The organism is Pseudoalteromonas sp. MMG005 (genome assembly GCF_018101015.1).
GTDB classification, from domain to species: domain Bacteria; phylum Pseudomonadota; class Gammaproteobacteria; order Enterobacterales; family Alteromonadaceae; genus Pseudoalteromonas; species Pseudoalteromonas aurantia.
This window is the reverse complement of the sequence record NZ_JAGJEK010000001.1, coordinates 136,551-155,135: the sequence shown is the minus strand read 5'-3', so window position 1 is coordinate 155,135 and position 18,585 is coordinate 136,551. Positions and strand designations below refer to the sequence as shown.

The following is an 18,585-nucleotide window of genomic DNA, read 5'->3' as shown; positions in this document are numbered from 1 at the left end:
ATGTCACAATTAAAGCTAACAGAGCTCGTTTTACGAGATGCACATCAATCTTTGCTGGCAACACGTATGCGCTTAGAAGATATGCTGCCTATCGCCGAAAAACTAGATAAAGCAGGTTATTGGTCGGTTGAGTCGTGGGGAGGAGCCACTTTTGATTCATGTATTCGTTATTTGGGAGAAGATCCATGGGAGCGTATTCGTGCATTAAAAGAAGCGATGCCCAATACAAAACAACAGATGTTATTGCGAGGTCAAAATTTACTGGGCTATCGGCATTATGCCGATGATGTTGTTGAAAAGTTTGTTGAGCGAGCGCATAAAAATGGCGTTGATGTTTTTCGTATTTTTGATGCAATGAATGATGTTCGTAACTTAGAAACGGCTATTAAAGCCGCAATTAAAGTGGGTGCACATGCCCAGGGGACAATCTCTTATACGGTAAGTCCGGTACACACCTTAGATATGTGGCTAGAGCAAGCAAAACAGCTCGAAGCTATGGGATGTCACTCAATATGTATTAAAGATATGGCTGGGTTACTTAAGCCATATGATGCAGAACAATTAATACTCGGTTTGAAAAGTACGGTATCAGTACCAATTGCCATGCAGTGCCATGCGACTACAGGGTTAAGCACTGCAACTTATCAAAAGGCCATTGATGCGGGTATTGATATGTTAGATACCGCGATCTCTTCGATGAGTATGACATATGGACACAGCGCAACTGAGACGATTGCAGCTATTACGGAAGGTACGGCACGAGATACAGGGTTAAACTTGGCTGAACTTGAAGAAATTGCAAGTTACTTTCGTGAAATTCGCAAAAAGTATGCTGCATTTGAAGGGAGTTTAAAAGGCGTTGATGGTCGGATCCTATTGGCACAAGTACCTGGTGGTATGTTAACTAACATGGAAAACCAGCTCAAAGAACAAGGTGCAGCAGATAAGTTGGATGATGTACTTAAGGAAATTCCTAACGTTAGGAAAGATTTAGGCTATTTACCTCTGGTAACACCAACGTCGCAAATAGTGGGGACGCAAGCGGTACTCAACGTGTTGACGGGGGAGCGTTATAAAACCATCACGAAAGAAACTGCGGGCGTATTAAAAGGTGAATATGGCGCAACACCTGCACCAGTTGATAAAGCACTGCAGTTGAAAGTACTCGATGGTGCTGAAGAAATTCAATGCCGACCTGCAGATCTTATCAAACCTGAACTAGCAAGTTTACATACTGAATTACTTGATAAAGCGAAAGATGAGGCGATTGAGCTTGCGTCGGAACAAATTGATGACGTATTAACCTATGCGCTATTCCCTCAAGTTGGCCTAAAGTTCTTGAAAAACAGGCACAACCCAGATGTGTTTGAACCAAAGCCGACCTTAGTAGAGTCAAGTCAGTCAAAAGTACAGAATAAGCCAACGCCAAGCAAAGCGAGTCCAGAGCGATATAGTGTGCAAGTTGATGGCAAAGTATATGACGTTGTGGTTGCGGCCGGTGGAGAGCTAAAAGAAGTTAAGGTGAAAGACAGTGAGCTGATCCCACAGTCCGCATCGGTGAGCTCTTCAGAGACGTTAAATGCACCACTGGCTGGTAATATTTTCAAATTGAAAGTGCGTCCAGGGGAGCGAGTCGAGCAAGGTGATGTTGTCTTGATTATGGAAGCCATGAAAATGGAAACGGAAGTCAGAGCGACTTCAAGTGGGACCATCTCTGAAGTGTTGGTATCAGAAGGTGACTCGGTCTCGACTGGCGATGCCATGATAGCGTTGGCTTAGGAGTTGGTATGGACGGGTTATTAAATTTATGGCAAGCCACAGGCATTGCCAATTTTACGATTCCAGCACTGATAATGATGGCCGTTGGGTGCGGCTTACTCTATTTGGCAATAGCCAAAGGGTTTGAGCCATTACTATTAGTACCGATTGGTTTTGGTGCTATTTTAACAAACATCCCTGTCGCTGGGCTTGCTGAACCAGGGGGCTTATTATATTACGTTTATTATATTGGTATCGACAGTGGCGTGTTTCCATTACTGATATTTATGGGCGTTGGCGCAATGACTGATTTTAGTGCGTTGATTGCTAATCCGCGTATGCTGTTGCTTGGCGCGGCTGCGCAGTTTGGTATTTTTGCGACATTATTTGGTGCGATTGCGCTAAATTACGTGCCCGGTTTCGAATTTACATTAAAGGATGCGTCGGCGATTGCGATTATAGGTGGAGCTGATGGCCCAACGGCTATTTTCTTAGCATCTAAACTCGCTCCTGAACTGCTAGGCGCCATTGCAGTCGCGGCTTATTCTTACATGGCATTGGTACCAATCATTCAGCCTCCAATTATGCGTCTGTTAACTACACCGCAAGAGCGCTCTATTGCAATGCCACAATTAAGAGTTGTGTCGAAAAAAGAAAAAATACTATTTCCATTAATGGTACTTAGTCTCACTATTTTATTTCTGCCGTCGGCAACACCGCTTGTTGGTATGTTTTGTTTAGGAAACTTAATGCGAGAGTGTGGTGTGGTTGATAGATTGAGTAACACAGCGCAAAATGAGTTAATTAACATAACAACCATATTCTTAGGTTTGGCTGTTGGTTCAAAGCTTGCCGCAGAGCACTTTTTGACTGTAGAGACCTTAGGTATTTTGTTACTGGGGGCACTTGCTTTCTCTATTGGTACCGCATCGGGTGTTTATATGGCAAAAATAATGAATCGTTTGTCGAGCAACCCGATAAACCCACTGGTTGGCGCTGCTGGAGTATCGGCGGTCCCGATGGCTGCTAGAGTCGTTAATAAGGTAGGTCTTGAAAGTAATCCACATAACTTTTTATTAATGCACGCAATGGGCCCAAATGTAGCGGGTGTATTGGGCAGCGCTGTTGCCGCAGGTATTTTACTTGCTTTAGTAGGCTAAGCGAAACAAAACAAACAATAAGACTCCAACCGACTGCGCAGTTCAGGCTGCGCTTTTTTTGTACCTGCTATTTATGATATAACAGGCTCATTATATTTTTGTGAGCATTACCATGAACATATTCGTTATCTTAGGTGGTTTATTTGTTGCTTTGTTGGTATTGGTGCCATTGTTGGAGAGGTACCAACAGAAGGTGGGCTTAGATAAAATGCAGCGTTATAGCAAATATATATTCCCGCTTGTTATGGTGTCGCTGGTGATAAAGCTACTCTATATGCTTTGGTATGAATAACTGAATGTGTGCATGTACAATTTTAATAAAATATAACGCATTAAATCACGTGTTCCGGTATTAATACTTGCGCATATAGACAGAGCATATACCAAAATTTAGTCGAATTTCTAAGCCATTCAGCTATTGCAATATGTTGGGTTAATTTGGTTTGAACGAAAAGGCGCGGTTAAGCGCCTTTTGTTTATCTTGGGTAGCGTGTTTATTCACTCATTGCAGCTTGCTGTAAATGAGATTGAATAAATGCAGTGGCCTCTGCGTAGTCGTGGTCTAGCCTGTCCCGCAACGCAATTAATTGATCCGCGGATAAGTCATTTTCTTTACATTGACGTTCAAACTCGATTGCCGTCTCGGCAACCTTTTCAGCACCAATGGTGTTTGAAATGGATTTAAGTTGATGGCATGCTTCAACAATACTGTTTTGATCCATAGAGATCACTGCACCATTGACTTCTCTTGTTAACATGCTGCTTTGTTCTAAATACATCCGGAAAAATCTAAGCTGCTTGGCTTCGTCATGGTTTACGTATTTATTTAGGGTTTCTAAGTTAACCGGGGGAGCGCTTTCACTAAGCGCCGCTAATTCGTTAATATTGTCACCTTGCGACATGTCAACGGTATCCTCGGTGTTCACACTCGCAGATTCATTTTCAACCGACGTGGATTGAGCTGCTGGCGTAGGCAAGTCTTTTGCGTGCTTTTCTTGCCACTTCAATAGGGTGGCCTCTAATACATTTAATTCAACTGGCTTGGTAATATAGTCATTCATGCCTGTTGCAATGCAGCGCTCCCTCTCACCTTTTAATGCATTAGCAGTCACAGCAATAATATACGGCTGAGCATTGATATCTGCACTTTGCTCGGCAATATCTCTGATCTGCGTGACCATGTCATATCCTGACATTTTTGGCATGTGTAAATCCGTGAGAATAATCGGGAAGTTACCTTTTTGCCATACTTCTAAACCTTCTTCACCGTTTTCAGCAACTTCGACACCATAACCCAGTAAATGTAGTTGGTCTGTTAACACTTGCTGGTTAAGTACATTATCTTCAACCAACAGTACTAACTTGTTTTCAGCACGTGCTTGGTCGACGTTCAGGTAAGTATTCATACTTTTTGAAGGTTTCAATGCTTTAGGCTTATGGAGCCCTGCGGCAACCATGACTGACGTCATAAATGAGCTTTTACAGAGTGGCGCCGCATTAAGGTAGAAAATATTTTGATGATTGACTGCGGCTTCATCCATAGTACTAAGCACAATAACTTGCTGTTTGTTATTTTCCAACGAATACAGTAAAGACCGTAATTGATCGTTGACCGGAGCCATACCTTCGAGTCCATCTAAAACCCAAATAACTTTTTCTTGATATTGAAACTCATCAAATTCGTCCATTGAGCCCAGAGCAACGGTGTTTGCGCCCATGAAAGATAAATAACGACACAATATATTACGCCTATCATTGTTGTTCGTCAGAACAACAACTCTGCGTTGCTCAAGTTTGCTCTTATGCGCGTATTCCACTTTACCTTGTGTGCTAAATGGCAGTTCAACAACAAACTCACTGCCCATACCAATATCGCTGTTTACCTGTATAGAACCGAGCATTAATTCAATGAGACTTTTACAAATTGATAAACCCAGACCTGTGCCCCCAAATTCACGGGTGATAGACCCTTCAGCCTGAATAAATGGGTTAAATATTTCACGTAATTGAGTTTGCGTCATACCTTTACCATTATCCGTTACGCGAAAACGCAAGGTGTAATGTTCCGATGTATTTTGCGCAACTTCGACGCTGATTTTGACAAACCCTTGGCGGTTAGCTTCAGTGGTGGTGAACTTAATTGCGTTACTGCACAGGTTATACAAAACTTGGCGGACGCGGACGGTATCACCAACTAGGTTATTGGGAATATCAGGTGCGATAGCCAGTTCCAAGTCTAGTTTTCTTTTTTTAGCGACAGATGATAATACACGAGCCACTTCTTCTATTGTTTCTGAGACAGAGAATACGCTATTGTCTATTTGGAGTTTGCCGGCTTCAATTTTAGAGAAATCTAAAATGTCATCTAAGATCCCTAGCAGAGAAAACGCTGAATCACGGATAATCGTGGTTAATCGGTGCTGAGCACCATCTAGTTCAGTTTGACGCAGCAGATCGATAGTACCAATTACGCCATTCATTGGTGTTCTGATCTCGTGGCTCATTGTCGCTAAAAATGTGGTTTTTGCGTCATTGGCACGCTCAGCGTTGAGCGTGGCTTTTTCTAATGCAAGCGTACGAGCTTGAACTTCTGTTTCAAGGCTAGTTTGTAATTGTTTTAGCTCTTTTTGTGATTCTTGATTGTTATCAATCACAGACTGCACTTGATGTAAAACATTGTTGATAGCGAAAGCAATACTTTCGAGGCCGAAACCTAAATCACTATTTAAATGTACACGGTAGTCTTGTTTATCAACGACAAGCTTTAATTCGGCTTCTAGCTTCTTAGTATCACCATTAAGTTGCGAGACAATACGTTTTTTAGCCACCACAGCCAGTATAAAAGCACATATCAGTGCCAATACAAACAGAATATACCCTATTAGCGGGCTTTTCGTTGCTGCGTTTGAGTGGTGACGTAAAATTAACTCGCCAATAGCTTGGCCATCTAATTTCAGTGGTTTATATATTGTAATTGTACCACCTTCGGCGATTTTCTTTTGCTGTGAAATCGCGGCCACGGGAACATTGCTGGTTTGAAAAATCAGAGAGGGTTCAGCCATACCGGTTGAGCTATATAGATAGATATCTATATTGGGGGCGCCCTCTTTGATGGCTTGTAAAATTTGCTTTGCTTGGCCAAAACCTGTTTTCATCATTATATTGGCAAGCGGTAATGCGAGTTCGTCGGCTTGTTTTTGTATATTGGGTGCCGTGACTATGGTTGCTTTTGGCATCATATAGGCCGCTGTAGCGCAAATAGCCCCAGTGATGACTGCAATCATAAGTATCAGAGGCAGTAGCCCTGCTATTTTTATTGATGAAGAATTTTGCATGAAATGTTCCGATATTTCGCGACACGATCTTATAGCGAACTTAAGCTTAATATACCGCCAATCCTACCACTGTCTGATGGTTTTTTCTCTACGTTTTTGCGATATATCGGATGTTTTCATCAGATAATGAGGTTAACTTAACGAATGTTATTGCAAATAACTTTGTTTAAAACTCCGCCAATTCGGCTAAGAAATAAAAAGCTTTGTTTGAAAAGTATTCAATCAAACAGAAGTTTGAAAAAAAAGTTGACTTAAAAGGGCAAAACCCGTTTAATACGCCGCACGCCCAGATAGCTCAGTCGGTAGAGCAGAGGATTGAAAATCCTCGTGTCGGTGGTTCGATTCCGCCTCTGGGCACCATTTTTGGTGCGCCGACTTAGCTCAGTTGGTAGAGCAACTGACTTGTAATCAGTAGGTCATCCGTTCGACTCGGATAGTCGGCACCATTTCCTCGCTAGGAATTAAAACACAAGCAACAATTTTTGCCCAGATAGCTCAGTCGGTAGAGCAGAGGATTGAAAATCCTCGTGTCGGTGGTTCGATTCCGCCTCTGGGCACCATTTTTGGTGCGCCGACTTAGCTCAGTTGGTAGAGCAACTGACTTGTAATCAGTAGGTCATCCGTTCGACTCGGATAGTCGGCACCATTTCCTCGCTAGGAATTAAAACACAAGCAACAATTTTTGCCCAGATAGCTCAGTCGGTAGAGCAGAGGATTGAAAATCCTCGTGTCGGTGGTTCGATTCCGCCTCTGGGCACCATGATTAAGTGTGCCGACTTAGCTCAGTTGGTAGAGCAACTGACTTGTAATCAGTAGGTCATCCGTTCGACTCGGATAGTCGGCACCATTTAATTAGGCTTAAGCCAAAAAATTTGCCCAGATAGCTCAGTCGGTAGAGCAGAGGATTGAAAATCCTCGTGTCGGTGGTTCGATTCCGCCTCTGGGCACCATATTTTAAACCCTAAACTTCGTTTAGGGTTTTTTTGTATTTATTACGCCTTAAATTCTCCCGATGCTGTGTTGCTTGCATGCCAAATAACATGTCTTGCCTAAGCCAATGGTAAACTAACGAACACCTCAGTACCTAAGTTATCATCGGTTCTATATTCAATAAACCCTCCCTGGATTTCTGTGAGTAATTTGGCGGTATAGGTACCAATTCCGGCATGATCTGGTTTGCCATAAGTCACAAATTTATCAAAAAATTGCCCTCGTATTGGTTCTGGAACCGGATCAGGATTATGTATTTTAAATACCACATATTTATCATTTTGTGTTGCACTGAGTTGTATGGATGGATCGCTGCGTGTACCTTCCAGTGCATTTTTTAGCAAGTGCGTAAGTAAGGCGTGGGTGATTGCGTATTCGCCATTAAAGTGACAGTCAGTATTCTCGGTATTGTGTACTTTTATCTGTTTACGCTTCACTATTTCGGAAACGTGTCCTAATGCATCTTTTAATACGGTAGTGAAGTTTTGCTTTTGTGGTTTGAATTGATACTCTTTACGTTCTATTTTGTTGAGCGAAGCAGTGCTATCAACATGGAGTTGCAATGCTGCACAACTTTGTTGAATGAAATCGATATATTGCTGTGCTTTTTCTGGCTCGTGTAAGTTGGCAGCCAGTTGTGAGGTTGAGTGTTTAATGTCAGCGACGGGTTTCACTAATTCTGTTTGGTTAACAGAGTCAAATTCATCACGTAAACGTGCATTTTCTAACATGGTATCTATTTGTGCGCGCATCAGGCGATTCGATTCAATACTACGACAATGTGCCTGTACTCTTGATTTAACAATCGCGGGATTTGCTGGTTTTGTGATGTAGTCTACCGCACCCAATTCTAACCCTTTAACGATGTGTTCAGTCTGCTCAAGTGCAGATAAGAAAATCACGGTAATATGTTGCGTACTTGGGTCGTCTTTCAAGCGTCGACAGACCTCTAACCCATCCATGTCAGGCATCATGATATCGAGTAGAATAATATCGGGTTGAGGGTCTTTCGCACAAATTTGCAGGGCCTTTTTACCATTCAATGCAGCTTTTATTTTATAGTCTTTTCGTAAGATATCGCTAATGATTTTAATATTGTCGGCGACGTCATCCACAATGAGCACATGTAGATCATTATTTTGTTCCGTCGATTCTGTTGATTCAGGCGCTTCTTTACATGGGCGAACCGGTTTTGTTAGGGCTCTTTGTAATCGGGATTTGAGGATTTTGCTTGAGAAAGGCTTAACTACGTATTCCGATACACCGCATTGAATTGCTTGTACAACATGGGATTGTTCAATCGTCGCTGAGGTCATAACAAAGGGGATTTTGGCAGTTCGAGTGTTAGTACGCACTTTTTTTAAAAATTCGATACCCGAGAGCGTTGGTAATTGCCATTCAGCAATGATCAATCCAATGTCGTTGTATTCCAGTTTTTCTAATGCATCGCTAGCATTCGAGCTTTGAATAATCACGATATTTGAAAGTTGATTGAGCACATTCGCTATCATGGTTCTAATAGTTTCAAAGGGCTCGACAATGAGTACCGTCAGCGGCTGTGATGATTGAATATTGACCATAAAATGCTCCGTATAGGTCTGTTCATGGCATGTATTTACATGCGGAATCTATAATATTTGAACTACTCGACGGCTTAACTGAGCAATTGATAGGCAATTTTTACTTGGTTTTATTTTGCACATGTTATTATTATGTGTCTATAGGTGTAACGCGATAGTACGAATAACAGAATAATATTATTGCAAGTAAACCGAAGTTAATCATAACTTTAGTTGGTGATGCTGATTTTGTACATAGATGCAAAGTGAGCGTAAAGCAGTTCATCAACATGACAAAGTATAAGGAATGTAGTGAATGAAACTGCTTTTGCGTTTTAATATAGCACTGGTCTGTGCATTGTTGTTGACAACGTATGCATTTGGTCTACAAAAAGGCTCGAATTACGCACCAAAGATAGAGAACATTTCAACCTATAATGGCTTAACTAACCCTCAAATTTACGCCGTCACTAAAGATCATCAAGGGTTTATGTGGTTTGGGAGCGCTGATGGTATTTTGCGTTATGATGGGTATCAGTTTACCTCTTTCAAACACGACCCTGAATATGCAGCTTCGTTATCGGCCAACAGTGTGGGTGTGCTGCTATTCGACAGTAAAAGGCAACTGTGGGCGGGTACTTGGGGAGGAGGGTTAAATCTATTTAAAGGAAAGCGTGATTTTCAGCATTTTAAGTATGATCCTAACAACCCCAATTCATTGGGAGCTGATAAAGTACAATCTTTGTTTGAAAGTCGTGATGGGACATTATGGGTTGGGACTAATGGCGGTGGATTAAATCGCTTTAGTCCAGAGTACGGTAGCTTTCAACGTTTTACACATGATGAACAAGATGCCAATAGTATTGGGAACAACCGTGTGTGGAGCATTACCGAAGATCTGCAAGGTGGTATTTGGGCAGGAACGTCGAATGGCTTGTATCGATTAAATAGAAAAGACAATACATTCACTGGATTTAATGTCGCATCGGGATCTTTGGATCATTCTGAAGTCAGGCAAGTCTCTGTTGATTCGTTAGGACAACTTTGGGTTGCCACACGCAGCAGTTTCGGGCTATTTGACCCTACAACGGGTGATTATCAAACCTATAACTTGGCAACGCAAGGGTTGCCAAGTGTGACAAGTTTACTGCACCATGAAGGTGATATTTTACTAAGTACCTTTGCTGGAGTGTACCGATTTTCTCCAAGACAACGTAAGTTTATGTCGGATGCATATTCGGGGGCTGAGGCGCAGTTGCATAATCGAGATATACGACAAGTGTTGGTGGATGATACCGGTTTGTTGTGGGCCGCTACACGTTACTCTGGCGTTATTAAAGTTTTTCCACATCCCCCTGCTTTTGTTTCGCATAAAAACTATCTACAAGATTATTTGCTTTCTGGACTTTTTAACCAAGTACTCTCAATGGCGACGGCTCAACAAGGTGGAGTTTGGTTGGGAACTGGACGTGGGCTTGTACATTTTGATGGTAAATCGCAATTTACGCCTTTTGCCACGCGTGAAGCGTTAACAGGGAACTATCGATTACGAGTACACAGCTTAGCACGAAATAAAAAAGGAGATTTATACGCGGGAACTAATTATGGACTATATCGGGTGGATGAAGTTAATAATAAGTTGCAGCAAATTCCTTTGTTTTGGCTTAAAAATCAACGGCATTCAGTAGAGCAAATTAGTTTTGACAAACTGGGGTATGCGTGGCTAGTTATCTCAGGAAATAATCGCGTTGTGCGTTGGGATTTAAGTACACAAGAATACTCTGAGCATTTGCAAAATATCGATCCTAGTTTTGTCTTTAATGATAGCCAGCAAAACACATGGGTCGGTACTGAGGGCGACGGTGTGTTCATGCTTGATCATGCAAAAGAGACGCAACGCCAATATATTATGCAAAAGGATGAGCATAGTTTAAGTGACAACTACATTAATTTTGTAATGCAACATGAGAGTAAAATTTGGTTCGCCACTAACAATGGGATAACCAGTTTTGATTTGTTATCTAAGCAATTTCAGCGCTATTCGAATACAACGTCAGAGTCGAGCTTTTCTGTACAATCTATAGTGGCAGATAATGCAGGCTTTTTGTGGCTGGCCACCTCAAGCGGGGTGTTAAAACTAGATACCGTCAATGGTGTATTCCATCAGTTTACAACCAATGATGGTTTAGCAAATAATCATTTTTTAACAAACTCATTGGTGTTTTCACAAGGACATATTTTATTTGGCAGTATTGATGGGATCACGCGCTTTGAGCCTCAAAAAGTCACAGTTAATACGGCGGCACCGCAACTGGTGTTTACACAAGTAAAGGTGGATGGGCAGGTCGTTAATCATGCAAAAATGCCGCTGATGTTAGAAGCCGAGCATAGTTCAATTACCATTCAATATGCTGCTTTAGACTATCAAGCAACGGAAGACAATCGATACCGAGTCTGGTTAGAAGGGTATAACGATGGCTGGAGTGATGTTTCTGCAAGTCATATCGCCAATTTCCGAGACTTACCGCCAGGCGAGTATCAGTTTAAAGTTCAAGGCAGTAATAACCATGGTGTTTGGAACCGTGATGGAATAGCCTTGCATATTATTAAGGTACCAGCGTGGTATCAGACGTTATGGTTTCAAATATCATTGCCGGTTGGAGTCAGTTTGTTGCTGATTGGGGCATTTGCATTGCGTTTGCATCGATTACGCAAAGCAAGTTTGAAACTAGAGTACAAGGTGGCACAACGGACCAAGGATATTGTTGTGCTGGGTGAGGTTGGAAAAGAAGTTGCTGCAACGTACGATATGCAGGCAATTTGTGAAACGATTTATAACCACTTAACCAAAACACTCCCTTGTGATTTTTGTGCCATAGGTATTTATCATAAGGAGCAACAATACATTGATTACATCTTTGCAGTGCAAACAGGAGAACCATTTGATGCGTTAATTTCCCAGACTAATGTGACTCACAGCGCAGATGCATATTGTGTGAGTCATGCTGAAGAGTTTTATGCTGATAATGGCACGAAGTGGCAAGGTTATGGGTTACAGCCGAGTATTAGTTTAAACGGAGAACATACCAAAACGGTGTTTTGTGCACCTTTGATTGTAGAAGGTCATGTGCTCGGGGTGTTCACCGTCCAATCAGATATTGAGTATGCTTACAAAGAAACGCAGCTAAGTATTTTACGGGTAGTCGGTAATCATTTAGCGGTGGCATTGGCTAACTCGTTGTCTTATAGCGAGTTGAAAGAAGCAGAGCAACGATTAGAGCTTGCTATGCAAGGTGCGAATGCCGGTACATGGGAATGGGATTGCCACAGTGGGTTGCTTGTTACTAATAGTATATGGTCAACAATGCTTGGTTACCTCGATGGGGAATTAGAATCTCGTTTTGGTACAAGTATCGCGCGCTGGCGCCAGTTAACCCACCCAGATGATATTGAACACGCTGAAGCGGCGTTAAATGATCATATTAAAGGCAAAACGGATACCTACCGATGTGAGTTTAGAATGCGCACGGCAACAGGTGAGTGGAAGTGGATGTTAGGTATTGGTCGTTGCGTCGATTTGCAAACAGGGCTGGGCAGAAAGGAAGTATTTGGGATCAATATGGATATCTCAGATGCGAAGCAACTCGAAGTAGCGTTAAAAAAAGCCAAAGAAACCGCAGAAAGTGCGACACAGGCTAAGTCTGATTTCTTATCGAATATGTCTCATGAGATCCGCACACCTATGAATGCAATAATAGGTATGAGTTATTTGGCATTAGAGACAGAATTGGATAGAAAACAGCGTAACTATGTTGAAAAAATTCATCGTAGCGGAGAGTCTCTATTAGGCATTATTAATGATATTTTGGACTTTTCTAAAATAGAAGCTGGTAAATTGGATATTGAATGTGTGCCTTTTTGTTTAGAGCAAACGGTTGCTGATAGTGTTGATTTATTGAGTATAAAAGCGAGAGAGAAGGCGCTTACTTTTAATGTATTGCTGGATCCTATTTTGCCTGAGTATGTTAAAGGAGATCCGCTTAGGATCACCCAAATACTCCTTAACTTAGGCAGTAACGCCATCAAGTTCACGCCTAAGCAAGGGGAAGTGACCATCGACATAAAATTGGTTGAGCAAGGGCATGATACAATTGATGTAGCGGTTGCTGTAATCGACTCGGGAATTGGTATGACTGTTGAACAGCAGCAGCGATTATTTCACTCGTTTAGTCAAGCGGATACATCGACAACACGTAAATATGGCGGCACGGGGCTAGGACTTGCTATTTGTAAAAACCTTGTAGAATTGATGGGGGGGCAAATTAGCTGTCAAAGCATTGTTGAAATAGGCAGTACATTTTCATTTAACGTTCAATTGCAAGTAGACCCTTCACAAAACCGTAATCTAACAAAGTTGCCAATAAGTGGCGCTCTCATTTTAGATGATAATCAGTATTCGGGAAGAGCAACCAGTTTGTATTTACAACAACTGGGAATCGCGGCGCGGTGTGCAGCGCCAGAAGAATTGCAAGAGCTCACAACACAGATATTATCAACCGAATTATTATGTATCGACGAACAGGCCCAAAAACAATATGACATCATTGAATTCTCGAGGTCACTGTGCCCAACTTTGCCGATAATAATTATGTGCCAATATGACTGCGACCATGCAGAACAGCAGTTCTCCAGCTGGTCCAATATTGCATTTATCACGAAGCCCATTTTTGCTACTGCGTTGCGTAAAGTGATCTATCAATTACTGGATATCCCGATTGAAAGTACAGTACAAAGCGGCGAGAAAGCGGTTGTCCCATCATTAAGGGGGGCAAAGTTATTGTTGGTTGAAGATAATGATTTAAATCAAGAACTCGCAGTTGCATTATTGAATAAGCAAGGAATAGACGTATGCGTGGCAGAGCACGGGCAGCAAGCTCTAGAGATGCTAGAGGGACAAGAGTTTGATGGGATTTTGATGGACTGTCAGATGCCTGTTATGGATGGTTATGAAGCAACACGGGCGATTCGACTTCAAGCGCAATACGCAGCATTACCTATCATTGCTATGACTGCCAATGTGATGAGTGAAAGTCAGCAAGAGATTGTTGAATGTGGCATGAATGACATAATTGTTAAGCCAATCAATGTTATTAAAATGATAGATACTTTAAGCAAATGGATCCAAGTAGACAGCTCAAAAACCGGCACGCTTGAAACCGCTGTTGAAGGGGACGATGTATCTTACTTATTTGCGCACATTACGACATTAGATTACCAAGCAGGTATGGCGATTTCATCGGGAGACAGTGGCCTATATCAAAAATTACTAAAACGATTTTATGATAAACAGCAGCATTTCTCAGCGGCGTTTGCCGCTGCTCTTAACGATGTTCATACGGGGAAGGACTGTCAGTCGGCCTTGCGCTATGCACATACATTAAAAGGAACGGCTGGAAATATAGGGGCAACACAGGTTCAACATGAAGCCAGTAATTTGGAAACTGCGTGTACACAGCACAGTGCAACACTAGAGCCTTATATTCTCGCTGTTGAGAAAGCATTAGCATCTTTATTGCCCGAATTAGCTGATGTTTTGAAAGTACTTGAAGCTGAGGTTACATATAACCAGAAAGAAAATCCAGGGTTAAAAGACATAAGTCTAGATGAGTCGCAAGTACAAACACTCTTGGCTCAGTTAAACGATTTAATAGTTGAGTCCAACATTGAAGCATCTGATAAAGTTGTGGAGTTAGCGACCCTGTTACAATATACCGACTACAAGATACCCTTACTAAAAATAGGTGAGGTGATTGATGAATATGATTTTGATGAAGCAAAGGAGTTACTTTCGGCTTTTGAGTATTGCCATGAAAAGGTTGAACTTGAATAGACGCTGCATGCAGATACGCATTGTATACCTATCATGACGCCAGAGTAAGGCATGATAGGTATAAATGCATCGATAGAACCTAATATCGCATTATACAATATGAACTTTGAGTAAATCGGTGGATATATTTACTCATCTGCAGATTGTGGGTAGCAATCATTTAGCTTATACATGTGCCTAGGGCTGACGGGGAGTCGCTCATTACTGCTTACATACACTTTCAATTTTCCTGATGATTTTTCAACTTTAGAGATAAATTGCGTATTAACGACATAGGAGCGATGTATTTGAATAAAATGCTCGCTCGCTAATTCATCTATGACTTTAGCGAGTGTTTTTCGTATGGTGTACCTTACTTTTTCTCCTGCAATATAAGTCCATAAGTAACAGTAGTTCTCTTCTACTTTAATGTATTCAATACACGACAGTTCAACTTTTTCATCTATGCCATTATTTTTAATTCGTATGTAAGTTTTAGATGGACTCTTTACCGATGATTTTTCGGTTTGAGTTCTTTTATTAAATAACTTTACAGAATTTATAGCGAGTAGCGAAACAAAAAATGCGAGCAGTGCGCTGTTCGCAAAATTAGCGACATATCTGCCTTGTAGGGCATGCTTTCTCTCAATTTCGAATAATAAAGGGCTTAGTTCAAAGATGAATTGGCAAATAAGGTCAACGCATGCAAAAGAAATGGCAAAAAAAACACTGATTTGCCAAATTTTGTAATGTTTAATAAATGATGAAGATGTCATTTTAAATCTAAAATAGAGCTCTATAACCATACAGCTCAGTACAACTTTGAGCATGAGTAAAGCTGAGTGAATGGCATATTCTACTTTCTTCATGTAGGAGAAATCATTGCTATGTACTACATAAAGGAAAAATGAGCTGAACAGGAAACAAAATAGGTAGTACAAGAATCTATCATTAAGAAATTTAAATAAAACTGGGTTTTTTTTGATGTAAGTCAATAACGGTATTTGATTCATAATATCCATATCCAGGAGCTCTTTCATTGGAACTACAATGTGCAAAAATAATATATCTACCACGGTTGGGTGTCAATAAAAGGTAAGTAAGGTTGGTGTTTTGTATGTTGATTATTACTTTTAATAACAAGTAACTGTTTTTGTTGATATTGTTGATTTTTTTAAAATTATTTCCCACTAATTATTATATGAGGTTTTATTTAGCAAAGTTAAAACTGTTTTGATACTTGCAATAAGGTTAGCTGGTTTTTCTGTTTTTTAGATGTTAATAGTGATTATTTATAGAGTTGATGACATTACACTTTAAATTTGTATACATTATTTAATTTGGTTCTTTGGATTATAAATCTGCTTGTTCTATATCTATTCTTTGAAGCAGTTATTAAGGGTTTCTTGCCACATAAATAAAAAGTAATTGGCTAGATTGTGAGTGGCGTATATGGCACAGATTGTATTTATATTTGTTGCTATTTATTTCATAAAAATCAATGGTTATTTTTCTTTTTTGATTCAACTTTAATTTTAATCTTTTATTTCAATGGTTTGAATGGTCTTCTTGGTGAGTCGATTACATCCCTACTAGACATTGTTGCAAGTGTTGCTGTATTTGCTACATCAATTTTTGTGTTGGGGGGAGTTGGTTTTATCAATAAATCACAATTGAAGTCGTTTCATCACAAAAAAATATACATAAATATTAATTTTATTCATATTGCTTCCAGTTCGAAATTGTACCTTTTTATAAGTCGTGTTCTAGCGTTGCTTTTGTAAATGGGATCATTAATCGTTAAGTGGGAGTTTGTTATGAGTATGAGAGTTTCATTAGTTGCGAAAATAGTTTTTGTTTTACTGTTTTCATTCGTTTTCCTATTTCTAGTCGGGTGTTCTTCAGCAATTAGCAAAATAGATTACTCTAATGTATTTAACCGAAAAGGTTGGAATCATACGGATGAGGTTATAAAGAAACTTGATATTAAGAAAGGGGATGTTGTTGTCGATCTAGGAGCTGGTGATGGCTACTTTAGTTTTTACCTAGCGGAAGCTGTCGGGAAAAACGGAAAAGTATATGCAATAGATTTATCAAAAAGCGAAGTGAATAAAATTAAGTCCAGAGTGGAAAAAGAAGGAGTGGGCAATATATACCCAATCTTGGCGAGTGAGAAAAACCCTAACATTCCCACGAATGATGTTGACCTAATATTTATGTCAAATTCATATCATCATATATCAGAAAGAGTTGAATACTTTTCAAATATTAATAAGCACATAGATATTAATGGAAGAATTGCTGTTCTTGATACGAAGAAAGGAACCCCTTTCTTCGTTATTCCTCATGGTGTGCATTCTGAACAAATAAAAAAAGAGCTTAAAGATGCTGGTTATCAATATATAACTGGTTATGACTTCTTACCATTTAACAACTTCGAGGTTTTTTCTAAGTAGTCAATTTGGTCCTATAAGGGATTGTATTTATGTCGGCTAAAAAAATAGGCTTGATAACTGCTGTGTCCGTTATTGTTGGTAATTCAGTTGGTAGTGGAATATTCACTACCTCTGGATTCCTAGCGCGGGATATTGGCGACCCTGTGACCATATTATTAATGTGGATCGTGGCAGGGGGAATCGTTTTATGTGGTGTTCTAACTTATTACAGATTGTATTTGAAGTGGCCTGAATCAGGTGGGGAGTTTATATATATAAGTAAAAGATTTGGGCCATTAGCCGGCTTTTTATCAGGTTGGACTTCATTTACTTTTGGGTTTGGAGCTGCGATTGCAGCATCTGCTATTAGTTTTGGCTATTTCTTAGATGGTGCTTTGTCTAGTTATTTAAATATAGGTAGTGAAGATGTTGTTGGCTATTTAAGTAATGATGGGGATATCGGTGCTGGTTTTTTTGTTATTAATCCAATCGTTGTTTCTGTGATATTAATATCGATTATTACTCTTTTGCATACGGTAAGTGTGTCAATTAGCGGACGAGTTCAATTTTACCTCACGCTCATTAAGGTTTTAGTTATAGTCTCGATATTTTTTATGGGGTTTTACATAATATATGATGATTATAATAGTCAAAGGTATACAAGTTATGGTGGGCTTTTTATAGATAACTTCGTGAATGGTTCTGTTAATGATGATGTATCTATATTTGACATGGCAATAGGTATGGTTTTCATTATGTATGCTTATTCAGGTTGGAATGCGATTAATTATATAAGCGAGGAAATAGAAAACCCGAAGGAAAACATGCTGAAAGCTATGGTTTTTAGTGTAGCTATAATTGTGTTTTTATACGTTTTTCTTAATTTTATTTACTTTTCCTCGCTTTCTATTGAAGTATTATCGGCGGAACCAATTGTACCTGTTGCAGAGAAGTCCCTTAGGGCATTACTGGGAAATAGTGTCTCAATTATATTTAGCTTGATTTTATGTGTTTCAATAATGAGCTCTATAAGTGCAATGGTCTGGGTTGCTCCAAGAGTTTATTTAAAAATGTCTAAATATAATGATCGAGTACCTAATTTTGTAGGAAAAGAAAATAAGAACAGTATACCTATCAACTCAATGTTTGCTCAGTCTACGTGGGCTGTGATTATTTGCTTAAGTGGAACTGTTGAAGAAATACTCATATATAGTGGTTTTCCATTGCTTATTTTTAGTGCTTTAGCGGTGTTCTCTAGTTTTGGAAACAGGTTTAGTGGCGAGTCTAAATTGAGTTACTTTCTATATAGTTCTTGTTCATTTGTATTTATTGTTTTTGTATTTTTTGCAATGGTTATGGTGTTTATTGAAAAGCCGTATATATCAGCTTTATCTATATTTACGGTGTTGTTAGATGTTCTATTCTATTACTTTAGGGAAATTAAAAGCTTTGCTTTTTATTTTTATAATAAATAACTGG

Annotated in this window: 9 protein-coding genes and 7 tRNA genes; 13 read left to right on the top strand and 3 right to left on the bottom strand. The window is 40.0% G+C overall.

Translation table 11 applies throughout. The annotated features are described in order from the left end of the window. The 3 genes from oadA (at position 1) to J8M01_RS00675 (ending at position 3,210) form a co-directional block, all read left to right on the top strand. Positions 1-1,779: a sodium-extruding oxaloacetate decarboxylase subunit alpha gene (gene oadA, locus J8M01_RS00685; protein WP_211056700.1), complete on the top strand. Its 1,779-nt coding sequence runs from the start codon at positions 1-3 to the stop codon at positions 1,777-1,779. Between the two features lie 8 nt (positions 1,780-1,787). Continuing rightward, on the top strand, positions 1,788-2,918 hold the full coding sequence (locus tag J8M01_RS00680; protein ID WP_210995625.1) for a sodium ion-translocating decarboxylase subunit beta: 1,131 nt from the start codon (positions 1,788-1,790) through the stop codon (positions 2,916-2,918). Positions 2,919-3,030: 112 nt separating this feature from the next. After that, the gene (locus J8M01_RS00675) at positions 3,031-3,210 is read left to right on the top strand and encodes a hypothetical protein (protein WP_211056699.1); all 180 of its coding nucleotides are present in this window, start codon (positions 3,031-3,033) and stop codon (positions 3,208-3,210) included. A 202-nt stretch (positions 3,211-3,412) separates the two neighbouring features. Here the strand turns inward: J8M01_RS00675 and J8M01_RS00670 are convergent, their stop codons facing one another. After that, positions 3,413-6,253, bottom strand: a complete 2,841-nt coding sequence (locus tag J8M01_RS00670; RefSeq protein WP_211056698.1) for an ATP-binding protein — start codon at positions 6,251-6,253, stop codon at positions 3,413-3,415. Between the two features lie 284 nt (positions 6,254-6,537). Here J8M01_RS00670 and J8M01_RS00665 point away from each other — a divergent pair. The 7 genes from J8M01_RS00665 to J8M01_RS00635 all read left to right on the top strand — a co-directional run bounded on the left by J8M01_RS00665 (position 6,538) and on the right by J8M01_RS00635 (position 7,203). Next, positions 6,538-6,613, top strand: a tRNA-Phe gene (locus J8M01_RS00665). Positions 6,614-6,623: 10 nt separating this feature from the next. Continuing rightward, positions 6,624-6,699: transfer RNA gene (locus tag J8M01_RS00660), tRNA-Thr, on the top strand. A gap of 38 nt (positions 6,700-6,737) precedes the next feature. Beyond that, positions 6,738-6,813 (top strand) — tRNA-Phe (locus tag J8M01_RS00655). Between the two features lie 10 nt (positions 6,814-6,823). Further along, positions 6,824-6,899: transfer RNA gene (locus J8M01_RS00650), tRNA-Thr, on the top strand. Positions 6,900-6,937: 38 nt separating this feature from the next. Further along, positions 6,938-7,013, top strand: a tRNA-Phe gene (locus J8M01_RS00645). Between the two features lie 11 nt (positions 7,014-7,024). Continuing rightward, a tRNA-Thr gene (locus J8M01_RS00640) sits at positions 7,025-7,100 on the top strand. Positions 7,101-7,127: 27 nt separating this feature from the next. Beyond that, positions 7,128-7,203, top strand: a tRNA-Phe gene (locus tag J8M01_RS00635). A 99-nt stretch (positions 7,204-7,302) separates the two neighbouring features. Here the strand turns inward: J8M01_RS00635 and J8M01_RS00630 are convergent. After that, entirely contained in the window at positions 7,303-8,823 is a 1,521-nt protein-coding gene (locus tag J8M01_RS00630; protein WP_247670920.1) for a response regulator, read from the bottom strand. 295 nt (positions 8,824-9,118) lie between these two features. Here J8M01_RS00630 and J8M01_RS00625 point away from each other — a divergent pair, with 295 nt between their 5' ends. Then, positions 9,119-14,692 carry a two-component regulator propeller domain-containing protein gene (locus tag J8M01_RS00625; protein ID WP_211056697.1) on the top strand — a complete coding sequence of 1,858 codons (5,574 nt, stop codon included), beginning with the start codon at positions 9,119-9,121 and terminating at the stop codon, positions 14,690-14,692. Between the two features lie 128 nt (positions 14,693-14,820). Here J8M01_RS00625 and J8M01_RS00620 read toward each other — a convergent pair whose 3' ends face one another. Further along, the gene (locus J8M01_RS00620; RefSeq protein ID WP_211056696.1) at positions 14,821-15,540 is read right to left on the bottom strand and encodes a LytTR family DNA-binding domain-containing protein; all 720 of its coding nucleotides are present in this window, start codon (positions 15,538-15,540) and stop codon (positions 14,821-14,823) included. Between the two features lie 948 nt (positions 15,541-16,488). On the opposite strand from J8M01_RS00620, the gene J8M01_RS00615 reads away from it, so the two are divergent. Continuing rightward, the gene (locus tag J8M01_RS00615) at positions 16,489-17,127 is read left to right on the top strand and encodes a class I SAM-dependent methyltransferase (protein WP_211056695.1); all 639 of its coding nucleotides are present in this window, start codon (positions 16,489-16,491) and stop codon (positions 17,125-17,127) included. Between the two features lie 29 nt (positions 17,128-17,156). Beyond that, on the top strand, positions 17,157-18,581 hold the full coding sequence (locus tag J8M01_RS00610; RefSeq protein WP_211056694.1) for an amino acid permease: 1,425 nt from the start codon (positions 17,157-17,159) through the stop codon (positions 18,579-18,581). Positions 18,582-18,585 lie beyond the last annotated feature (4 nt).